This window comes from Cytophagales bacterium, assembly GCA_019456305.1.
Classification (GTDB): domain Bacteria; phylum Bacteroidota; class Bacteroidia; order Cytophagales; family VRUD01; genus VRUD01.
This window is the reverse complement of sequence record VRUD01000017.1, coordinates 18,393-40,953: the sequence shown is the minus strand read 5'-3', so window position 1 is coordinate 40,953 and position 22,561 is coordinate 18,393. Positions and strand designations below refer to the sequence as shown.

Sequence of the window (22,561 nt, the reverse complement as noted above, 5' to 3'; positions counted from 1 at the left end):
ACCAATATTTAGAATAGAGCCAAAATGTTCTATTGTGTTAACAATAGCTTTTTAAATGCCTATTCTTCTTTCGATGAATTTAGCGTAGGAAAATTTTTTAATAAATAAATGATTTCAAAAACTGTATAAAATACGTAAAGAATAAAAAAGGTGACAATAAATTTCACCGTTTCCTCCGGGTAATTCAGTGTGTAAAAAATTATAGATGAAAAATAGAGCAGTAATTTAATAACCGTTGCCGTCACAAAAAATATGACAAAGCTATGGATACTTTTTTTTGTGGAAAGAAGCAGGATATAGTGAGAAATGCCGATGGTCATTATAAAAAATATGAATAAATACCCGGTTTCTAATGGAAGATAACCTGATGGCAAAAGATAGAAGGAGGCTAAGGTCATAATTCCCAGCAGTGATGATAAAATTATAAGACGTTTTAGGAAATGGAGATATGGATTTTTACTCATAAAATAAATGATTTTAAAAATTCAAATATAAGAATTTATTTTATTTATAATACTAACTAATCAAACAACGTATTCTGTTTGGAAGGAGGAAGCGCCCCTAAATGCTTATAAGCCAATTCAGTGGCTTCCCTGCCTCTTGCAGTTCTTTTAATATAACCTTCAAGGATAAGAAAGGGCTCATAAACCTCCTCTATGGTCTCCGCTTCGTCACCGCAGGCAGTGGCAATGGTAGATAAACCTACGGGCCCGCCATTAAATTTTTCAATGATGGTAGTTAATATCCTGTTATCCATTTCGTCCAGGCCATTTTGGTCTACATTGAGTGCAGCGAGCGCCATTTGAGCTATCTCCATCGTAATGATCCCTTTCCCTTTTATCTGGGCAAAATCCCTTATTCTCCTGAGCAGGTTATTAACGATCCGGGGAGTACCGCGGCTTCTCCTGGCAATTTCCCAGGCAGCATCGTCATGGAGTGAAGTTTCAAGGATGGTTGCCGCACGTTTCACTATTTTTGTAAGCTGGTTCGCGTCATAATACGATAAGCGGGAGTTAATGTTAAACCTGGAACGCAAGGGAGATGTTAACAAACCGGCTCTTGTGGTAGCTCCAATCAAAGTAAAAGGATTCAAATTTAGAGAAACGCTTCGTGCATGCGGGCCTGAATCGATCATAATGTCAATTTTATAATCTTCCATGGCTGAATAAAGAAACTCTTCAACAACCGGCTGGAGCCTGTGTATTTCATCTATGAAAAGTACGTCATGATCTTCCAGGTTTGTAAGCAGCCCTGCCAGATCACCGGGTTTATCAAGCACCGAGCCGGTTGTAACTTTTATTTTTGAATTCAATACGTTGGCAATAATGTAAGCGAGTGTGGTTTTTCCCAGCCCCGGAGGGCCATGCAATAAGACATGATCCAAAGCTTCCCCACGCTGTTTTGCTGCCGAAACAAAGACCTTTAGATTATCAACAACTTTTTGCTGGCCTGTGAAATCTTTGAAGCTTAAAGGGCGAAGGGTATTTTCAATCTCCTTTTCAGCCACGGTGAGCTGCTCATTTTCAGGATTCAAATAATCTTCACGCATGGCTAATGATTGATAAGTTAGTTAAATAATTAATCACCGCCAAAGTAGTGTTTTTATGAGAATAAATCAAAAAAAATCCCGAATATTTTAAAAATAAGTGGTTATGTTTGTGAGACTTTTTAGAGTGGACTCATCAAGTAAAAAGTAAAAAGTAAAAAAGAATAAAGAACCTAACTTCGTAAATTGACCCCGTGAGATAATTTCAACCCATGAGATAATTTCATAACTGGGTACTGGGTACTGGGCGCTTGGGTACTGTATATCAAATATTTAGTACTTAAAAATTAGAAATTATTAGTTACAAAAACTTTGAAACTAAATCTTTTTCTACAAGCAATAGAAAAAGATAAAACTTACTGGATACCGACAACCCAGAACCCAGTAACCAGAACCCAGAGCCAAGTGCCAAGAACCCAGAACCTGATTATTAAAAGCTAGAAAAATAAATTGAAGTACAAATCTTTAATAACTTTGAAATTCCCTGCCTGCGGCAGGCAGGCGATACAATAAATTATCTCCCATGGCAAAATTCCCCCACAAAAGCAAAATCTACCCCATTGTCCTGATCCTGATAATGGTTATTGTTTACTACTACAGGAAATCACGGAAACAACTTGTTGGAATTAATGGAACCACTATGGGAACCTACTATTCCATAAAATATTTCGGAAAGAGTGGAACAATTTTTAAAAAAGAAATAGATTTGTTACTGGTAGATTTCAATAATGCTTTATCCACCTATATTGCCGAATCAGAGATCTCACTATTTAATAACAATGACTCCATACACAAATTTTCATCAACCTATTTTTATCCTGTACTGCAAAAAAGCTACGAGGTATTCCATTATACTAAAGGCGCCTTTGATCCAACGGTGATGCCGCTTGTCAATGCCTGGGGTTTTGGATTTATAGAAGCAGAAATGCCCGATAGTGACGCTGTGGACTCTCTATTACAATACGTGTGCTTTGATAGCATATATTTCGATAGCCTGTCAATTCGTAAACCCAAACCTGGCTTCATGCTTGATTTTAGCGCCATAGCAAAAGGGTATGGTGTAGATGTAATAGCGGCTTTTTTAAGGTCTCGTAATATTGATAACTACCTCGTAGAAATAGGGGGAGAGGTAGCTTGCATGGGAAAAAATAAAGATGGAAAAGTCTGGACAATAGGCATCATCAGCCCCCCCATGCCCCCAAGTCCCTCTGAATCGGAGAAACGGAGAAACGGAGAAACGGAGAAACGGGGGAGGCAAGTCACCGATTCATCGATTCACCGATTCACCGATTCGGGGGGAGGGCGATGTCCAGTGGACATCGAGCCAGCATTGCGGGATGGGGGCTTGGGGTTTAGGGTGGCTTTCAAGCTTGATAACAAAGCCATCGCTACTTCCGGGAATTACCGTAATTATTATATCAAAGAAGGGTTAAAATACGCACACACGATTGACCCCAAAACCGGATATCCTGTAGAGCACAATTTGTTAAGCGTATCCGTATTTGCCGAAGATTGCATGACCGCTGATGCTTTCGCTACGGCATTCATGGTGGTGGGTAAAGATAAAGCAATTGAAATTATAAAACACAGGGATGACTTGGAAGCATATTTTATTTTTGAGGATGATAAAGGGAAAATAAACTCTTTTATGACAGAAGGATTGGAAGGCATAATTATTGAAGAATGACTAGTACTTAGTTGCAAAAGTAATAGTAATTATGACACTCAATTATACTCCTCAATTGTTTGCTTTCATTCGGCTGTAATTCAGTTGTTAATTCAGTTGTAATTCAGTTGTCAATAGTTTTTTACTTTTTTTTTACTTTTTACTTTTTACTTTTTACTTGATCAATTGTATAACCATTGTATAACCATTGTATGACCATCAAATTACTATTGAATTACTATTGAATTAAATTCCTAATGAACCTATTTCTATCATCCTTGGTCATCTTTGAAATATTCATAGCTATCCTTGCCGTTTTTTCTCTTCTAAGAAAAAAAAAATACACCACACCTGAATCATATGTTTACTCCATTATATTAATTTTTGCAACTTATTCTTTATCCATCCAGTTGTTCTTTCTATTAAGAATCCATCAATATTATTATTTCTTTGACTTTGGTATTCTGGCTTTTTCATTTTTTCAGATCCGGAAGAATAAACAGATCATTTTCGACTCATTCAAAGAGTCTGTTCAATTTTGCAAGACAAATAAGGCCATATCATTCATTTTAGTTTCAGTCTCAAGCTATCTTTTTTTACAATCCTTTCTTTTGCCTCCCGGCAACTGGGATGCCTTGACTTACAACCTGGCAAGAGTACTGTTGTTCCAGGAAGAAGGAAGCTTGTTTTTAAAAAACTTCAGCACTTACCGGCAAGTAATGCATCCCTGGGGATATGATATTTTGTCCTTTCTATTTTTAAGATTCTATTCAGACTTTGGCCTTGCTGTTTTTAGCTTTTTGAGCTATACGGCAGTGATAGCAGGCACCTTCGGACTGGTAAGGAAGATTTTCAATAATGCCAATTTAAGCTTAACCACCTCTTTCATTATCGCTTCTCTGTCAGGACTCATCCTGCAGGCTGTGACTACAAAAAATGATATTCCTGTGGCTGCTGTTGTGGTTGTATGTTTCCTTGCTGCACTTAACTTTTACTCTACTAAAAAATATTCTAATTTTTATATCATTGTTGTCGCCTTATTATTCGGATTATCTGTAAAAGCCTACTTCTTAGGATTTTTAGTCCCATTTTTATTTTTCTATGCACTGTTATTGATAAAAGAGTACAGGATAAAAAAAATGTTGTTTACAATAAGAAATATTCGTCCCGATAAGATCGGGATTTCGCTGATACTCAATCTGGCCACTTTCCTTCCCTATTTCCAACGTTTAGTGGCCGGACGAAGATTTCTATCTAAAATATCTTTCTTATTACCATTAGGGCTGATCTTTTGTTTGATGGTATTCTGGAACAACAATTTAAATAATTATGGCAGCATTTGGGGAGAAAGGGCTGGTGTAGAGCAGCACATAAATCAAGATGGGTTGGCAGGAGGCGCTATAAATGCAGGCAGGTATGTTTTACAAGCAATTGACCTGCCTGAAGAACTTGGCGGAAATCTGCTAACCGGATTCCATGATAAGATGCTGGGTAATCACAACTCAACGGGGGCGCTTTATCCGGTTAACCTTTCTGGTAAACCTTTTCCGGATGAGGATTTTTCATGGTACGGGCTGCTGGGTATTTTAATAATACCTGCTGTAATTTATTCTTCGATCAAGGGAAAAGGATTTATTCGTGTTATCTCACTTTCGCTTTTATGTTACTTCCTGATCCTTTCCTATACGGTAGCCTGGATGCCCTGGAACAGCCGTTTTTTTGCTTTATTCTTTGGAGGAAGCGGGGTATGTATTGCTTTTACGTGGCAAAGCTTGTCCCGGGCCCCGCCAAAGGCGGGGAGGCAACCCTATGCTATTGCGAAAACCTCTCAAACGATAGCGAGGCAACTCAAAAACATTATCTTGTTCCTTGCCCTTTTAACCATGCTTTACGCATCGCTTTTTAATATAAAGAAACCCTTTATCAATATTTATGAGTTGGGATATTTGATAAAAGAAAAGTTGGGAATAACAGGTCATTTTGAGGGCAAGCAAGCTGGGTTCGTATATCCGGGGCCTGTGATCTTTACCTGGGTTCACTTTGTGCTAAACAGGGATGCCTATTATGACATGCACTACCATAGTGATGTAGTAAAAAGGTTTACCAACCTGGTAGAACCAGGCAAGCGTTTACTGTTTTTAGCAGCAGAAGATAGCTGGAACTGGGTGTTTCCCTTCCTTATAAAACGCCCCGATCTGGAGGTGATTGTTGCCAGGCCGGATCATATCCTTATAGACGGTAAAATTTACAGCATTAACACAAAAGATGATCTTGTTTTTTTAAAAAAGAGATTTGATTACTTATTATGCAGCGAAGTGAAATTGGGTGTTCATAAAGAGCTTGTCATTCCGGGTGCAAGGCTGGCAGAAAGCGATGGCGCAAGCGAGCCTGCCCGCCCGCCTGTCTGGCGGACAGGCCAAAGCAAAGACAGCGCAATGGCAGGCGGGGAATCTCCTGTTAAAAAAGAAGATAGAATTTTTTGCAGTGACATAGACGTTGTTAAAAGGGGACCGGTTTGTCTTTATAGATTTTAGAGAAATATTTATTAGATTTGCGCTATGAAAATATTTAAGAAATGCCTAATGGTGGTATTTGCATTGGCTGTCCTCTATGTAAATGGTTAAAAACAGTTAATAGCGGTTAATAATGGTTAATATCGGTTACTTTTTCATATGCTTAATCTTGAAAAAAAGGAGCATATTGCAAAAAAGCAGTGTTTTAAGCAACCGTTGTTAACTGTTGTTAACTGTTATTAACTGTTATTAACTTTATGTGGGTGTTTTAGCACAAGCAGTTAATAAAAATCCCATTCAACATGGAAAAATACATTGAACAACTTTTAGCGGACATCGCTTACGCCACTGAAAATGTAAGTTTGCCTTTTATTGAGAGCGAAGAGTCATTGTTCGATTGGATACCGTGTGATGAAGAAGATAAAACCGCTCCTGTACGCTCTCTTGAAGAATGGACAGGCATCAGCAAGGTTCAACTGCCGCCTCCCGAAATGCTTACCGATGAACAGGTGCACCGTCTTCTTAACACTTTAATAAAAATGCTTGACGCTTACAACTGGCATTTTGTGCTTCAAATTGAAGTTCCGGAGCGCATTCAGTATGCCGCTCTCCGCGACAACTTCAATCAGGAAGCCAAAGTTAAACGCTGGAGCATGGGCTTCTTTGACCTTTGCCTCCCGGGTACCGAACACGGAAAATGCGCTCTGGGAGAATACTGTCATTGCCTCTTATTTGCCGAACTCTTTGCCGGAATGAGCGATGAAGAACTAAGCCCTGAAGAAGAACGGAAAATGGAATTAGAATGTGAAACAAGTCATATTAAGAGAAAATACGGAGACGACTGGATGAAGTATTACCCTTACCACCTTGACCCGGATTACGATGATGAAAACGGCAATCCCTACGACTACGGATTTGGCGATGGAGATGATGATGATGAAGATGATTGGTGGAGAAAGTAGTGTAGCAACAATTTAGTTTTGCAACATTAATTTGTAATAATATATTTTATGATTACAATATTGCGTAATTAAATTGTTGCTACATTAGCATCTTTTTTGCCCTGAACACCAAAAATTGTATTCTATGGGCATCTCTAAAAACTACACCATACATTCCCCTCTATCAAGAGGGGCAAGGGGTGTGTTTTAAAAAATATGTAGTTTTTAGAGATGCCCTTTAATCCAAACCAATTTTAAAGCTATGAAAAAACTTCTATTCTTATCCTTGTTTTTGCACATAATTTTTTGTGCAAAAGCCCAACCCGGCTCCATTGACCCCTCCTTTAACCCCACAGACATCGGCTTTGGTTTTGGGGATGGAGCAAACAGTACTGTCCGGACAACCTCTATACAAAGCGATGGGAAAATTATTATCGGTGGCGATTTCACTTCCTATAATGGAACAGCAAGAAATTATATTGCCCGCCTCAATGCGGATGGTACCCCTGACAGTACTTTTACCGTTGGTACTGGAGCAAACTGGACTGTCCAGACAACCTCTATACAAAACGATGGGAAAATTATTATCGGTGGACAGTTCACTTCCTATAATGGAACAGCAATAAACCGTATTGCCCGCCTCAATGCGGATGGTACCCTTGACGGAACTTTTACCGTTGGTACGGGAGCAAACGGTTATGTCTTGACAACCTCTATACAAAGCGATGGGAAAATTATTATCGGTGGCTTGTTCACTTCCTATAATGGAACAGCCATAAACCGTATTGCCCGCCTCAATGCGGATGGTACCCTTGACAGTACTTTTACCGTTGGTACGGGAGCAAGCTTTAGTGTCTCTACAACCTCTATACAAAACGATGGGAAAATTATTATCGGTGGTGACTTCTTTTTCTATAATGGAATATCGAGAAACCGTATTGCCCGCCTCAATACCGATGGTACCCTTGACAGTACTTTTAATGTTGGCACAGGAGCAAACGATGATGTCTTGACAACCTCTATACAAAGCGATGGGAAAATTATTATCGGTGGCTGGTTCACTTCCTATAATGGGACAGGGAGAAACCGGATTGCAAGATTGTTAAATGGTACCCCGGCAACAATTCCAACATCTGCCGCAATTTGTTCAGGATGCAGTATTTTAAAAATATATCCCAATCCCAATACCGGCGAGTTCAATATTGTAATGAACATAACACCTGCCCGTTCGGCAGGCGGGCAAGCAGAAAATTTAGAGCTAAAAATTGTCAACAACTTAGGACAGGTATTATTTAGAGAGAAGCTAAAACAATTTAAAGGCATCTATGAAAAGCAACTTGATTTAAACAAGTATCCGGTTGGCGTCTATAATCTCCAACTAATAAGTAATAAAGGAGTAATTAATAAACAGATAATAATATTGAACAATTAAGAAGAAAGCCCACTCTTCGCAGCTAAACACATTTGCCAGTCCCGAATATTCGGGATCAAATAAGTGTGGCTGCCCCTCCGCAAAAGACAAAAGAAAAAAAATAAAAAATCTTCTTCTCCCCCTAAAAAAATCTTTTAAGAGGTGATACTTGGGCAGAGACGCCCAATTTGGGCGTCTCTGCCCAAGTGGGGCTCCGAATGAAGATTGCCATAGTCCCCTATTGGGAGCCCGACTCTCGGAGTCCCACTCCAAGTGGGGCTCCGAATAAAGGATTGCCAATCCCTTGATTGGGAGCCCCACGGGAAGTGGGACTCCCATAAGTGGGACTCCCAATGGTAACCCGGTGGAAAGAATTTTGCCCCTACTTAGTACAATCATCCCGAGTACTCGGGACCGGAAATCCTAAATTCAAACATATTACTATCTTAAAAAGGGGACTCTGATGGGACTCAATTGTTTTTTGCCTTTTTGCAGACTGCTGATTGCCGACTGGAGACTGCCGATTTTATCAATTTCGTGTACATTTACAGCGCTAAGATACAGCTTAACACGCTATATTAAACTAAAGCCTTTTATTAGTGAAATTCGTGTAATTAGTGGTTTAGATCATTCAAGTCTGTTCTACAATACGCTCGGCCCTCCCCACACTTTCGTCCCTTCCGAGCAGTTCCTGCAAATATCAATTTCGCTGCGTGATATGAGCAATGCCTTTCTGAACTGATCGTATTTTTCTCCTTTCCAAAGCGTGCTAAAATTATCAGTTTTCACATCACCTAAACGATGCTGTGCATCTTTGTCAAAACAGCAAGGTACTACCTGTCCATCCCAGGTGATCACACAGGAGTGCCACATTTTCCAGCAACTGTTCAACAATTTATTTTTGATGCTGTATGTTCCATCATCATTTTGCTTATAACGTGAATATTTGTCTATGGTAGGCATTAGCGGTGATCCATTTTCGTAATCATATATTTGAGCGGTTTTTAATTTAACTTCATTCACACCCAGCTCTTTTGCTAAGCTATAGACCTCCTCTGTTTGATGCTGGTTTGGTTTTACTACTAAAAACTGGAATACCAGGTAGGGTGTTTTTGACTTTAGCTGCTTTTTCCATTTGACAATATTCTTAGTTCCTTCAATCACCCCCCTCAGACTCCCCCCTATTCTATACGCTTGATAAGTTTCCTCTGTTGTGCCGTCAATGGAGATGATAAGACGGTCAAGGCCCGATTCAACCGTTTTTCGGGCATTCTCATCACGCAGGAAGTGTGCGTTAGTCGAGGTAGCCGTATAGATACCTTTTTGGGAGGCATATTTTATTAACCTGGTAAATTCAGGGTGCAAATAAGGCTCTCCCTGGAAATAAAATGTCAGGTAAACTATATGTTTATACAGATCATCAATAATTTTGGTAAACAGCTCAGCCGTTAACATTCCTGTTGGGCGAGTAAAAGACCGCAACCCGCTCGGACATTCCGGACAGCGAAGATTACAGGAAGTAGTGGGTTCAATGGCAATGCTTATGGGAAAACCCCTGTGGTAGAGTTTTTTTGTCCACTTTGAAATGTAATAGCTTGTCAGTATCTGAATAGCATTCCAGATCCGCAGCAAGGTTAGCTTAGAGAAGAAATTGAGGGCGTCTGAAAATTTGTTCGTCATCGATTTAGATTTATTTTTGAATAAGTTTATTCGGGCACATATTCATAAGCTCCAATATCCGGCTTCGTATCGCGGGAATTTCCTGCAAGATCATTTGTAATACCGATATATAAACCTGAATCAATAGCAGGAGATAGTGCATCTAATTGAAAATTATAGTCTATCTGGTTAATAAATAATGGGTCATTATTTATTATATTCCCAAAATTATCTAATAACTTATCAGTGGTTTTAATTAAATTAGAATTAAATCCTACTGAAGTTTGAGGCGTATCAATAATACTCAGTAAAAATTCATCCTCTAAATTTCCCCAAATAATATTATTAATTAATATCACAGTTAAAGGTTCATTATTAAATCCCACTAAATTATCACTAAAAACAACTCCAGGATCAGTTCGGGAAAACATAGAAGTATTAGCAAAAGTACAATGTTTGAAATCATAATAACCACCAAGTAAACCCGCTACGGTATTGTTTTGACAATTGGTAACCAAACAATTATAACCCTCGATATCAACCGTATAACCCAAAATTCCAACATCGGTCATATTTTTGATGATCGTATTTGATATTGTCAATTCAGGAATTATATCGTTATCGTCCGGCGCTCCTAACCATACTCCCCGGAATGCATTTTTAATAATAGCCCAGTCAATGGTGTTATTTTTACTAGCTCCTAAAAAAAATATCCCCCCCCACTGCCCCGGTACATTATCAAATTTATCTTCTAACCTCACCCCACAAAATATTACAGGATCATCTACTGTACCTTCTACTTTTAATGTTCCTTTTACAATGATGAAAGTAGTGACATTTGAATAAATCCTTGCCCCTGCCTGAATAGTTAAACTACACGCACTATCAACCAGTATTGAATTGTAGATCACATAAGGTTTAACATTGTTCCAAACTATATTGCAATCTAAAATGGAATCGTTAAAAAAATACGCATCCTCCCCCCATGCTACCAGCTTCACATCCTGAAAATTTCCATTTGTATTAAAAACGATGGAATCTTTTTCTATGAACACCGTATCAATCCCTCCGGGAGTAATGGTTACTTTTACCAAAATATAAAGGCTGTCGCCCCCACGAAGGAAGTGATCAAGCGCAATATTGGTCTCCTGCCCATCAATAATTATAGAATAAGGGGAATTTGGATCAAGTGAGATACTTTTAATGTTTACCGCATTTTTATGGTCATTATACACTTTCAGCCTTTTGGTAACACTGCCTACAGAAGTAAAAACCGTATCAAACAAAATGGTCTCCGTAGAAAAGCGGAGCCTAATACCAGGATCAGTGATAATTATTTCATCGTCAGGTTTGCAAGAGAATAGTAGCGTTAGAAGAGAGAATAATATTAGCAACCATGTTTTCATTACCGACAAAACGAAGTGTAAATTAAAAAATTGCAAATCGTTTATTCTAAAAAGGAAATTTGTATTTAATATTTTTGTTTAAAACCAGAAGTTTTTGCATCCGACTTCGGTCTCCCGACTCCCGACTTTTGTCAACTTTCAACTAATCTTTCAGCGTTATCCGCAATCCTCAGCTTCTCACTAAAATCACTGATCTCCCCATCCATGATGGCAGCGAGGTTATGAACTGTATAGCCGATCCTATGGTCGGTCACGCGTCCCTGTGGATAATTGTATGTCCTTATTTTGTCAGAACGATCCCCGCTGCCAACCATAGACCTGCGTTGAGCGCCAACTTCTGCATTATGCTTTTCAACTTCCAGGTCATAAATTCTTGATCTTAGCACCTTCATTGCTTTCTCAGCGTTTTTGATCTGAGATTTTTCATCCTGGCACTGAACCACAACGCCCGTTGGGATATGCGTAAGCCTTACCGCTGAATAAGTGGTATTTACTGATTGACCGCCTGGCCCGGATGAGCAATAAGTATCTTTCCTTATATCATTCATATCAAGTTGCACATCTACTTCATCCATTTCGGGCAGCACTGCCACACTGGCTGCGGAAGTGTGGATGCGTCCTTGTGACTCGGTTACCGGTACCCGTTGTACCCGGTGTACCCCTGATTCGAATTTCATCATGCCGTAAACATCCTCTCCTGAGATTGTGCTTACAATCTCTTTATAACCTCCTGATGTTCCTTCGCTATAGTCTAACAGCTCCAGTTTCCAGCCCGTTTTTTCACAAAACTTTTGATACATCCTGTATAAGTCCCCGGCAAAGATGGAAGCTTCATCTCCTCCTGTTCCTGCCCTTATCTCCAAAATAATGTTTTTACTGTCATTGGGGTCCTTTGGGATGAGCATTAGCTTGATCTTTTCTTCTATTTCCTGCCTTTTAGGATATAGCGCCTCTAATTCTTCCTTAGCCATTTGACGAAAATCCGCATCTTTTTCTGTTTCAAGAATATGTTTTGTATGATCTATATTACTCAGCAGATCTTTATACTCCTTATATATGCTGACGGTTTTCTCCAGAGCCTTGTATTCCTTATTAAGCATAGAATACTGCTTCATATCAGCTATGGTCTCAGGTTGTACGAGCAGCTTCCCTACTTCCTCAAATCGCTGTTTAATTGATTCTAATTTTTTTAGCATTTTAACTAAATTTTTTTCAAGATCTTGCTTACCTGCCCGCCTGTCTTAGTGTCTAATATTTTTACTTCTGACATATTTTGGCAGAATATTTTTATACATTCTGAAACAAGTCCACAGTCTGCAGTCCACAGTCGCCAATGTTGCCGACTGCCGATTGCCGATTGCCGATTGCCGACTGCCGACTGCCGACTGCCGACTGTTGACTGTTGATTGTTGATTAATAACTTGTTTGGTTCTGGCTACGCCAGCTTAGGCAAACACCTGGCAAGCATGTAAGCGAGATCTTGAAAAAAATTTAGAACAAATGTACAATAGTTATTTTATAATAAAAAAACTTTCATAATTTTGTGCTTTATTAATAATTAATAACAAAAGATAAAATACCATGTCGAAGTCTAAGGTAATAAAAATTGATGCGCTTGACAAAAAAATTTTAAACCTTCTTTTAAATAATGCCAGGTGTTCATTTACTGATATAGCCAAAGAATTAAAAGTTTCTGGTGGCACGATCCATTTCAGGATGAAAAAATTGGAAAAAACAGGTCTTGTAAATGGAGCATTGCTGCAAATAGATACATCTAAACTCGGATATGACATAATAGCTTTCCTGGGATTACATCTCAAAAAAGGGCAATTGAGTAAAGAAGGCCGGAAAAAATTTCAAGATATCCCTGAGATCACCCAGTTATATTATACTGCCGGAGCTTATACATTGATGGCTAAAATTGTATGTAAAGACACCAGCGATCTGGCTAAGCTGATCACTGACAAAATACAAAGCATTGAAGAGGTCGAACGAACAGAAACCTTTATAACTTTAGAAGAGATAACAAACAGGCAGATCAGTATTAGCTAAGAAAAATTTTTGTTAATCAAGACTTATAAAGTTTTATGCCGGGAATAAATTTAAAATCTTTGGTATTATAGGTAAAAAGGGGTAATTTATATCTAACAGCAGATGCAGCAATAATAGCATCAGGGATCTCTAAATCTTGACTTAAATGGTATTTTTTGATATATTTTGTTGCCAATTTTGAAACTTCATCATTAAAATGCAGCCGCTGAATACCTTTTAACTTTTTGATCATTCTATTCAATTCAGTTTTGTTTCTCATTCCTTTGTATAATTCCATTACGGATATGTCAGAAATTAGAACATTATTTGCGCCAATTTGTTTATAAATATCAATAGTAGGTTGGTGATTGTCGAAAATATTGATAAAAATATTGCTATCACACAATACCAATCGATTATTTATGCCCTCCCTCCCCATGCTTTTTTACGTAATTCTTTTAAAGTGATATTTCTACCTTTCCAAATACCAGCTAAATCAAGAAAATCAACGTTTGGATCTCTTGGCTCAATAGGCAAATCCTTGTATTTATTTTTTTCAATCGAATTACTTTTTCTGGAAAAATCCATAAATTCCAGGAATTTCTTAAAGAACTGCAATTTTTTGACGCTTTTAAGACGTAATACAAACAACTCGTCTTTTGTATTGCTTTTGATGTTTACTTCTATAGTGTTCATAAGTAGTATTTTTTTACAAAATTAGAATAATATTGATTTAAAACAAAATCAGGGACGCTATACCTAACGCCCCTGATTTTTTATTCTTTTAAAAAAATATTCTTGTAGTTATTTACTGACAATTACAGCCTACACCTGCTGTACATGTACATACAACATTAGCAACTGTTACAGTGAAAATTTTGTCACAAGTACCATCTCCGAAATCAATAACTCTTTTATCTTTGTTGTCGGGCTTAACTTCAATAGTACCGCTAACAGGAATCACTGTTCTGTTTGCCGATGGTGTTGGATAGAACAAACATGCTCTTTTGCGTCTTAGTGGTTTTATGATGTTTACTAAAAATGAGATATTAGCACGGTTAACACCACTTGCACTACCGGTTATTTCAAATTCATCATCCTTCCACCAACCAGGTATCGGCCAATTTGTTTTAAAAAAGTGTTTTCTTATTCTATCTGTTTTCCATTGAATTATAGCTCCATCACTCAAAATAACCCTGGCCATTACAGCAGTGTCACCATTTTCTGCATATACTTTGATATTAAAAGTCATTGAATCAAAATTAGATACTGTGTTCATATTTTCGATTCTTTTTGTACCTTCTACTTTGTTACCATTAATATAAAAACTGTCTGTAGTAACCGTAACTACTGCTTGTGGAATTCTTAGCCGGGCAGTATAGGTAATATGAATTTTGCCTCTCCTTTCTTTTTCGTCATAACTGGTACATGTTGTATCTGGAAAATTAATATCAATTGTCTTAGCAATTGTATTGATTGTAACCCACGCACACCGCATTGAATCCCAAACTGTAATAACCACCGGTGCAGAAAGTCTGCCAATAGTACCTTTGTTTGTTTCCATCACTTCATCAGTAGTGGTATATACATCATCAAACTCACTTTGTGCCAGATCATTATCCGTAGTAGACTGCGTATCCGTAGTCGGTTTCGGCTCCTTTTCTTTTTCTTTTTTGCAGCCGGTTAATACCAAACCGCCTGCAAAGGCGAAGAATAACCCGATAAAAATTAACTTTTTCATAATTGTAAATTGTTTAAAGGTTAAAAATTGAACTGTTTACCCCGTCCATACAGACCGGGATTGATTTACCTCATTAAGACAACGGCAAAGGTAAAAGGTTTAATGGTTTTGTCAAAAAAAAATTATAAAAAAAATAAAAACTTTTCTATAATAGAGCATTTATTTAATTGAGGGTTGTATTTGAGATATAAGAATGGTAAATTTACGATTTAAATAATAGATGCTTTTTTAATCATGAAAACAAAAATTCTAATTCTAGCTGCATTAATGTTTGCGTCTCAGCTATTCGCTCAGAGATCAAATATAATATTGTTTACCGAACAGGGTGAGCAATTCACCGCCATCCTTAACGGAGTAAAACAAAATCCAAAACCCGAAACCAACGTAAAGATCACTGATCTGAACGCCAATTCCTATAAGCTCAAAGTGATCTTTGCAGATCAGTCATTGGGTGTGATGGACAAAAATCTCTACCTTGAACCAGGTACGGAGCGTGCATTCAACATCAAACTAAATAAAAAAGGGCAATATGTATTGCGGATGATCAGTGAAGTGCCTTTAGCGAGCGCCCCGCCACCTGCTCCAAATCAAGCTGTAATCGTTTACCATGCTGAGCCACTACCGGTAACTGAAGTTACCATTACAGAAACCACCACTACTACCACTACCACAGAAAATCAGGGAGGAAATACCGGGGGGGATAACGTATCCATAGGCATCAATGTGAGTGAAGATGGTGTTGGATTTAATATGAATGTAAATGTAGGCGCTGAAGGGACGAATACAGGCACCGATGAAGGTACTATAACCACCAGCACTACTGTTACAACCGGGCATCCACCGGGCTGCACCTGCCATCATTGTACATCAGCAGGTACTACTACTGGCGGTGATGTTGCCGGAAATAAGGTAACAATTTGCCACATACCACCCGGCAATCCCTCCATGGCGCATACGCTCAGTATTTCCAGGAATGCGCTGGAGTCACATCTTGCTCATGGTGATTATGTAGGCAGTTGTGGAAAGCCGGCAACCGGTGTTAATCCCGCCTTTGGCGGGACTATTTCAACTACCATTACAACGACCACTACAGAAGAAACTGCACCGCCACATGAGCATGTTTATGTGCTGCCTGGATATAATGGGCCTGTTGGCTGCCCTTTGCCTATGACCGACAACGATTTCAGAAATGCAAAAAATTCCATCGCTTCAAAATCTTTTTCAGACAGCAAGCTTACCATTGCCAGGCAAGTAACCAGCTCAAATTGCCTGCTCTCCTCACAGGTTAAGGAAATTATGCTTTTATTTGATTTTGAAGATACACGCATCAAGTATGCTAAATATGCTTACGGCTATACCTATGACCTGGGTAATTACTATAAGGTAAACGATGCTTTTGACTTTGAATCAAGTATTGAGGAATTGAATGAATATATAAATTCAAGATAGTTATAAATACTTTCCATAAAATGATAAGTCAAAGAAAAATTAATGAGGTTATAAACAAAATTGTTGAGAATTACAACCCTGAAAAAATCATTCTTTTTGGTTCTTATGCCAATAAAAACCCAAATGAACATAGTGATTTAGATTTATTGGTAATAAAAGATACTAAATTACCAAGGTATAAAAGAGGCAGTGAAGTAAGGAAATATTTTTGGAGATCAATGATACCTATTGATATCGTAATCTATACGAATAAAGAATTCAACGAAGATAAAGATTTAAGATTTACTTTTATTAATAATGTGTTAAAAACGGGTAAGGTAGTGTATGAAAAGTAAGCAAGAAATTATTAAAAATTGGATTATTAAAGGTGATCATGATTTAGGTACTTCAAAATTGACCCTTGAACACATTGCTGAATATAAAGATATTATCGGTTTTCATTGTCAGCAAGCCGTAGAAAAATATCTAAAAGGATACTTGATATTTTTAGATATTGATTTTGAACATAAACACAATCTTACATATCTATTGGATTTAATTAGCTCAAAAGACAAATTTTCAGATCAATATTATAAGATGGTTGACAAATTAGAAGATTATGCTGTTGAAATACGATACCCTGAAAAAATTGTTGAGCCAACTGATAAAGAACTGCAAGATGCAATTAATATAGCTGATAAATTTAGGAAAATAATTTTGGATAAAATGAACTTTTATGTCTAAATGAAAACCTACCTCAGACTACTTTCTTTTGCCAAACCTTTCAGCAGATTTGTACCCCTCTATTTCCTGTTCGCGATCCTCTCCATCATTTTCGGGCTGATGAATTTTGCTTTACTTATTCCTTTATTGAATGTTTTATTTGGAACAGTTGAAGATGAACAGCTTAATGCCATGCTTACTAAGCCTGAATTGGGTTTCGGGATCAATTACCTGAAAGAAATATTTTATTATTATTTCAGTCTTATTATTAATGCTTACGGTAAGATCGGTGCATTGAAGTTTGTATGTGGCGTCATTGTAGTTTCAGTCTTTTTAAATAATTTTTTCAAATATTTTGCGCAAAGGATCATTGGTAAAGTAAGGGCGCGTGTTGTCAGGAATATCCGTAAAACGGTTTTCGAAAAGATCACAGAATTGCATTTGGGCTATTTTTCCAGCAAAAGAAAGGGAGATATACTGTCCAGGCTTTCCAATGATGTACAGGAAATTGAAACTTCTGTGGTGAGTACCTTAACCGTAGTGTTCAGAGACCCCGCCACTATTATCGGCTTTTTTATCCTTTTATTCATCATGTCATTCAAGCTTACGATTTTTACACTTATAATCATGCCTACTATGGGAATTATTATTGTAGAGATCACAAAAAGATTAAAAAAACAGTCGGTTCGGGGTCAGCAATCCCTCGGTATCATATTAAGTATCATAGATGAAACCTTGACCGGGCTACGCGTGATAAAAGCGTTCAATGCGAGGCAATATATCATGGATAAATTCAACAAACAAAACAACAGGTATGCCGGCTATGTTAAATCCATGGCATATAAAAGAGACCTTGCCTCACCGCTTTCAGAATTTATGAGCGTGACCATAGTAGCAGGCATTTTACTATATGGAGGTACATTAGTATTAAGTGATCAATCTGACCTCTCTGCCAGTGAATTTATTGCTTATATCATTCTGTTTTCGCAGGTATTGGTACCTGCAAAAGCGATTTCATCTGCCTTCAGCAGTATCCAGCGCGGGCTTGTATCAGGAGAAAGGGTATTAAAAATTGTAGATACCAATACGGAAATTAAAGACAAAAAAGAGGCAATACATTTAACGGAATTTAAGGATAGCATCAGGTTCGAAAACGTTTCGTTCGCTTATGAAAAAAATCTGGTTCTAAGCAATATAAACCTGAAAATAGAGAAAGGAAAAAACATAGCGCTCGCAGGTCCGTCCGGAGGCGGCAAATCAACTTTGGCTGACCTGATCGTAAGGTTTTATGATCCTACTGAGGGCAAGGTTTTGATAGATAATATTTCCCTCAAAGAATATAATACCGGCTCTATCCGAAATTTTATGGGTATCGTTACGCAGGAATCTATCCTTTTCAATGATACCATTTTTAATAATATCGCATTTGGAATGCCTGATGCTGCTGAAGATGAAGTGGTAAAAGCAGCGAAAATAGCCAATGCCCACGATTTTATTATGCAAACAACATTCGGGTATCAGACCAATATTGGAGACAGGGGAGTAAAACTTTCAGGCGGGCAGAAACAGCGGATCAGCATCGCAAGAGCAATATTGAAAAATCCCCCCATTATTATCCTGGACGAGGCCACCTCCAGTCTTGATTCCGAATCTGAAAAGCTCGTGCAGCAGGCGCTCTCCAACCTGCTGAAAAACCGCACTTCCATCGTAATAGCACACCGCCTCAGCACCATTCAGCACGCTGATGAGATCATCGTGATAGATGATGGCAAGATCGTTGAAAGAGGCGCTCACCCGGAGCTGATGAAGACAAACGGGCTGTATAAGAAGCTTAATTTGATGCAGACGTTTGGGTGAGAAAATATAGCCACTAATTACACAAAATTGCCTTGAATACCTTTAAGTCGGCAATCTTCAGTCGGCAGTAGGCAGTCCACAATCTGCAGTCGGCAATCGGCAGTCCACAGTCTTTAGTCGGCAGTCCATCCCGAGTACTCGGGAGCAGTCGGCAATTGTTTTTTGCCGATTGGGGACTGTGGACTGCCGACTGGATACTTTATCAATTTTGCCTTTTTGCCGATTGCTCCCGAGTACTCGGGACCGATTTTATCAATTTCGTGTACGTTTACAGAGGTAAGATACAGTTTAACACGCTATATTAAACTAAAGCCAATTATTTCTATGGGATTATGTCAAAGTTAATTTAATTCGTGCAAATTAGTGTAATTCGTCCCGAGCATTCGGGATTGAAATTCCCTGCCTGCCTGCCCGCAAATTGGCAGGCGGGTGGCAGACAGGCGATACGTCCAATTAGTGGATTATGGATCCAGTTTATCAAAAAGCTCTAAAAATATTTTCCAGACTTTTTCAATATCATGATGTTTTAAAATATGTTCACGTGCTTTTTGGCCTAAAACTTTTCTTTTATTTCGATCAACAATCAATGATATAAGCAACCGGGATAAAGTTTTATGATCTTTTGCATCAAATAAGAGGCCGTTTTCACCATGTTTAATTACTTCAGGAATAGCTCCTACTTTGGAAGCAATGACCGGCAGACCAACTGCCATAGCTTCTAAAAGAGCGTTTGGAAGCCCCTCTCTATGTGAAGGCAAAACTAAAATATCACTGCTTTTCAGCATAGCTAGTTTCTTCTCAGGGCCGACCCAGCCTTTGAAAATTATTCTCTTGTCAAGTCCTAATTCATTTACAAGCTTTTTTGCAGAATTTATCTGAGAACCCATTCCACATATATGGAATAAGCAGTTTTTAAAGTCTGATTTATTTAACTCAACCGCTTTTATCAGGTCATAAATTCCTTTATATATTTCTATCCATCCTAAATATAATATATTAGCCCCCCCCAACCCCCCCGAGGCGGGGGCTTTGCCCTCGCTTTTGCCTTTGGCAATTGGGGTGGTAAAGTCCCCCCTTTGGGGAGGACGATGTCCAGTGGACATTGGGCCAGCATTGCGGGAGGCAGGGGGGCTGGGGCTGGTATATTCTTTAGAATTTATCCAATTACTGATCACCTGAAATTTGCTATCATCTTCTCCGGATATTGATTGATAAATATTTTTCCAGCTATTACTTTGACATATTACTAAATCTGAAGATCTGATCACTACTGCGACAAACCACTTCATAAACGAAGAATTTTCAATATCATTTATGATCAATCCTGAACGGGGACTAAAAATTGTTTTCTTCCCGGACAATTTTACAATTAGTATCATTATTCCTTTCTCAACAAAACTGAATCCGGAACTACAAAAAACCAATGCGATTCTAATCTTCTTATTATTGATTAAATAAATAAACCTGTAAATTCTGCTAATTGCCTTAAAAAGTCTTTTATACATTACAGGTGCAGGTACCGTATCCGATGTACTATCAATCAAATGCCAATGAACATATTGGGAAAGTTTGCTTTCAACGAGTGATCTACATGCAACCATGGTACCCCCTATGCTACCATCTTTACCTTCCTTCTTAAATGAACCGACAAATAGAATTGAATGTTTAGACATATTTGAAATTTATAGATATTATACTGATACCCCAAACCTTTTTACCCATCCAAACAAATGCATAATAGCCCACAATTGATGCGTAATTTGATAAACGCTAAAATCTCCTTTATCACTTTTCCTGGTAAATGCCAACTCTTTAACTATATTTATATACTGCTTTGAAAAAAGTTCACTGATTGGGTTGTTTTCATTGATCAATGAATTGGCTAGTTCTTCGTAAGCTTTATTTTGATATTTATGGAGCGGAATGCTAAAACCCGATTTTGGATGCTCAAAAACGATGCGAGGCAAACTGTTTTTCATAAGCTGCCTGATAATATATTTTCCTTTCCCGTTTTTTATCAAAAATTTGTCGGGTATTTTCATGCTTTCATCAAACAGATCAACGTCAAGAAAAGGGGTTCTTACTTCCAATGAATTTGCCATACTCATTCTGTCAACTTTAGTGAGCATATCCAATGGTAAATTATGTTTTAATCTGTAGTACATGAGGCGTTTTAACTGTGTCCAGTCTTCTGCTTCTTCGGGTAAATAAGTTAATAATGGCATTTGGCCATTAACATATTCCAAAGTAGTTTTGTCAACGATCATCTTATTTAACTGATGGGTATTAAACATGCTGTGCAATTCCACAGGAAGGTAATTATCATCAAATAATGAAATATTTGTTGCTTTTCTTATTTGTCGTAATTTCGATATTGCGAAAAACGGACTTGATGTTAACTTGTTTAGTACCCATGAATTAAACTTTCTTAAACCGGGAGGCATCTTTTTCAGAGATTGGATCTTATTACCCCACTGAAAAATATTATAGCCGGCAAAAACTTCGTCTCCCCCGTCACCCGAAAGGGCTACTTTGACGTATTTGCTTATTTCTTTTGTGATGATGTAGGTTGGTATTGCAGAAGAATCCGGAAAAGGAAGCCCGGTATGTTCTAAGATTGTCCAGAACATACCGGGTGTAAAATTCATATTAGGTATAGTGATCTCATGATGTTCTGTACCTAAATGTTGAGCAACCTGTTTAGCTATCTTACTTTCATCATAAGTTGATTCTTCAAACTTTACGGTAAAAGTTTTGATATTTTTTGATGAATTTTGCTGAAGCTTGGCAACTACTGTGCTTGAATCAATGCCCCCTGATAAAAAAGCCCCGATAGGTACGTCACTTATTGTCTGTCTTTTTACTGCCTTTTCAAGCACAGGATTGATCAAGTCTATGACATCTGATATGGTTTTTAGGTTTTTATCAGGTGCATAATCAATTTGATGATAAGATTTTACTTTAATATTGTCATCCTTATATTCAAGCCAGCATCCTGGAGGCAGGCTTTTGATATCTTTAAACAACGTGAGAGGTTCCGGAACAATGCTTACTTTCAGATAATAGCCTAAAGCTTCAAAATCAAGAATTCGCGGAACGGCAGGGTAACTTAACAAGCTCGCAATTTCGCTTGAAAAAGCTATTCCAACCCCTTTTTTGTAATAATAATATAAGGGCTTTTCACCAAAACGATCTCTGGCAAAAAAGAGCGCTTCATTTTTTATATCGCAGACACAAAAAGCGAACATTCCTTTTAAATACCTGGGCGTATCTGCTCCATATTCTTCGTATAAATGTACAATTACTTCTGTATCAGTATTAGTTTTAAACTTATGCCCTTTTGAACTTAAATCTTCTTTTAGTTCTTTATAGTTATATATTTCTCCATTAAAAATAACACAATACTGATCATTTTCATTGAATATGGGCTGTTTGCCGCCTTTCAGGTCAATTATTGACAGACGGCTCATTGCCAGCGTACAAAATCCTGAAGAATAAAATCCGTTTTCATCGGGTCCACGATGGGTGATTGCATTGTTCATTTTATGAACAATAGCATCACGTTCATTGAAATTCAGGGGAGAGGCAATTCCGCAGATTCCGCACATATTTATATTTTGAAAAGAATGAAAAGAGAAA

The 22,561-nt window shown here is 37.9% G+C and carries 19 protein-coding genes; 9 read left to right on the top strand and 10 right to left on the bottom strand.

Annotated features, from left to right (window positions below; translation table 11 throughout):
* Window positions 1-59: 59 nt before the first annotated feature.
* Together FVQ77_05490 and ruvB are read right to left on the bottom strand one after the other, a co-directional pair.
* Window positions 60-464 (bottom strand): hypothetical protein, encoded by a 405-nt coding sequence (locus FVQ77_05490; protein ID MBW8049784.1) that lies wholly within the window; start codon window positions 462-464, stop codon window positions 60-62.
* 56 nt (window positions 465-520) lie between these two features.
* Window positions 521-1,549, bottom strand: a complete 1,029-nt coding sequence (gene ruvB / locus FVQ77_05485; protein ID MBW8049783.1) for a Holliday junction branch migration DNA helicase RuvB — start codon at window positions 1,547-1,549, stop codon at window positions 521-523.
* Between the two features lie 520 nt (window positions 1,550-2,069).
* Here ruvB and FVQ77_05480 point away from each other — a divergent pair.
* From FVQ77_05480 to FVQ77_05465, 4 genes are all read left to right on the top strand, one after another.
* Window positions 2,070-3,233, top strand: coding sequence for an FAD:protein FMN transferase (locus FVQ77_05480; GenBank protein MBW8049782.1), 1,164 nt, complete (start codon window positions 2,070-2,072; stop codon window positions 3,231-3,233).
* A gap of 236 nt (window positions 3,234-3,469) precedes the next feature.
* A complete protein-coding gene (locus tag FVQ77_05475; GenBank protein ID MBW8049781.1) occupies window positions 3,470-5,746 on the top strand; it encodes a hypothetical protein in 2,277 nt (758 codons plus the stop codon).
* A 368-nt stretch (window positions 5,747-6,114) separates the two neighbouring features.
* Entirely contained in the window at window positions 6,115-6,687 is a 573-nt protein-coding gene (locus tag FVQ77_05470; GenBank protein ID MBW8049780.1) for a hypothetical protein, read from the top strand.
* 241 nt (window positions 6,688-6,928) lie between these two features.
* The gene (locus FVQ77_05465) at window positions 6,929-8,098 is read left to right on the top strand and encodes a T9SS type A sorting domain-containing protein (GenBank protein MBW8049779.1); all 1,170 of its coding nucleotides are present in this window, start codon (window positions 6,929-6,931) and stop codon (window positions 8,096-8,098) included.
* Between the two features lie 621 nt (window positions 8,099-8,719).
* Here FVQ77_05465 and FVQ77_05460 read toward each other — a convergent pair.
* From FVQ77_05460 to prfA, 3 genes are all read right to left on the bottom strand, one after another.
* Complete coding sequence (locus tag FVQ77_05460) at window positions 8,720-9,757, bottom strand: radical SAM protein (GenBank protein ID MBW8049778.1); 1,038 nt, start codon at window positions 9,755-9,757, stop codon at window positions 8,720-8,722.
* Window positions 9,758-9,783: 26 nt separating this feature from the next.
* Window positions 9,784-11,142: a hypothetical protein gene (locus FVQ77_05455; GenBank protein ID MBW8049777.1), complete on the bottom strand. Its 1,359-nt coding sequence runs from the start codon at window positions 11,140-11,142 to the stop codon at window positions 9,784-9,786.
* A gap of 131 nt (window positions 11,143-11,273) precedes the next feature.
* Window positions 11,274-12,338: a peptide chain release factor 1 gene (gene prfA, locus FVQ77_05450; GenBank protein MBW8049776.1), complete on the bottom strand. Its 1,065-nt coding sequence runs from the start codon at window positions 12,336-12,338 to the stop codon at window positions 11,274-11,276.
* Between the two features lie 385 nt (window positions 12,339-12,723).
* On the opposite strand from prfA, the gene FVQ77_05445 reads away from it, so the two are divergent.
* Complete coding sequence (locus FVQ77_05445) at window positions 12,724-13,194, top strand: winged helix-turn-helix transcriptional regulator (protein ID MBW8049775.1); 471 nt, start codon at window positions 12,724-12,726, stop codon at window positions 13,192-13,194.
* A 16-nt stretch (window positions 13,195-13,210) separates the two neighbouring features.
* Here FVQ77_05445 and FVQ77_05440 read toward each other — a convergent pair whose 3' ends face one another.
* From FVQ77_05440 to FVQ77_05430, 3 genes are all read right to left on the bottom strand, one after another.
* A complete protein-coding gene (locus tag FVQ77_05440; GenBank protein MBW8049774.1) occupies window positions 13,211-13,612 on the bottom strand; it encodes a type II toxin-antitoxin system VapC family toxin in 402 nt (133 codons plus the stop codon).
* Window positions 13,594-13,869: a hypothetical protein gene (locus tag FVQ77_05435; protein ID MBW8049773.1), complete on the bottom strand. Its 276-nt coding sequence runs from the start codon at window positions 13,867-13,869 to the stop codon at window positions 13,594-13,596. The genes FVQ77_05440 and FVQ77_05435 overlap by 19 nt, the downstream gene beginning before the upstream one ends.
* Window positions 13,870-13,981: 112 nt before the next feature.
* Window positions 13,982-14,914 carry a hypothetical protein gene (locus FVQ77_05430; GenBank protein MBW8049772.1) on the bottom strand — a complete coding sequence of 311 codons (933 nt, stop codon included), beginning with the start codon at window positions 14,912-14,914 and terminating at the stop codon, window positions 13,982-13,984.
* A 234-nt stretch (window positions 14,915-15,148) separates the two neighbouring features.
* On the opposite strand from FVQ77_05430, the gene FVQ77_05425 reads away from it, so the two are divergent.
* Genes FVQ77_05425 through FVQ77_05410 form a run of 4 tightly spaced genes read left to right on the top strand, consistent with a single transcriptional unit; the run spans window position 15,149 to window position 18,922 of the window.
* Entirely contained in the window at window positions 15,149-16,363 is a 1,215-nt protein-coding gene (locus FVQ77_05425) for a DUF4476 domain-containing protein (protein ID MBW8049771.1), read from the top strand.
* 20 nt (window positions 16,364-16,383) lie between these two features.
* Complete coding sequence (locus FVQ77_05420; GenBank protein MBW8049770.1) at window positions 16,384-16,698, top strand: nucleotidyltransferase domain-containing protein; 315 nt, start codon at window positions 16,384-16,386, stop codon at window positions 16,696-16,698.
* Window positions 16,688-17,086 carry a HEPN domain-containing protein gene (locus FVQ77_05415; protein MBW8049769.1) on the top strand — a complete coding sequence of 133 codons (399 nt, stop codon included), beginning with the start codon at window positions 16,688-16,690 and terminating at the stop codon, window positions 17,084-17,086. Before FVQ77_05420 ends, FVQ77_05415 begins: the two co-directional genes overlap by 11 nt.
* The gene (locus FVQ77_05410) at window positions 17,087-18,922 is read left to right on the top strand and encodes an ABC transporter ATP-binding protein (protein MBW8049768.1); all 1,836 of its coding nucleotides are present in this window, start codon (window positions 17,087-17,089) and stop codon (window positions 18,920-18,922) included.
* Between the two features lie 461 nt (window positions 18,923-19,383).
* Here FVQ77_05410 and FVQ77_05405 read toward each other — a convergent pair whose 3' ends face one another.
* On the bottom strand, window positions 19,384-20,595 hold the full coding sequence (locus FVQ77_05405; GenBank protein ID MBW8049767.1) for a glycosyltransferase family 4 protein: 1,212 nt from the start codon (window positions 20,593-20,595) through the stop codon (window positions 19,384-19,386).
* An 18-nt stretch (window positions 20,596-20,613) separates the two neighbouring features.
* Window positions 20,614-22,530, bottom strand: a complete 1,917-nt coding sequence (asnB, locus tag FVQ77_05400; protein ID MBW8049766.1) for an asparagine synthase (glutamine-hydrolyzing) — start codon at window positions 22,528-22,530, stop codon at window positions 20,614-20,616.
* Window positions 22,531-22,561: the final 31 nt, after the last annotated feature.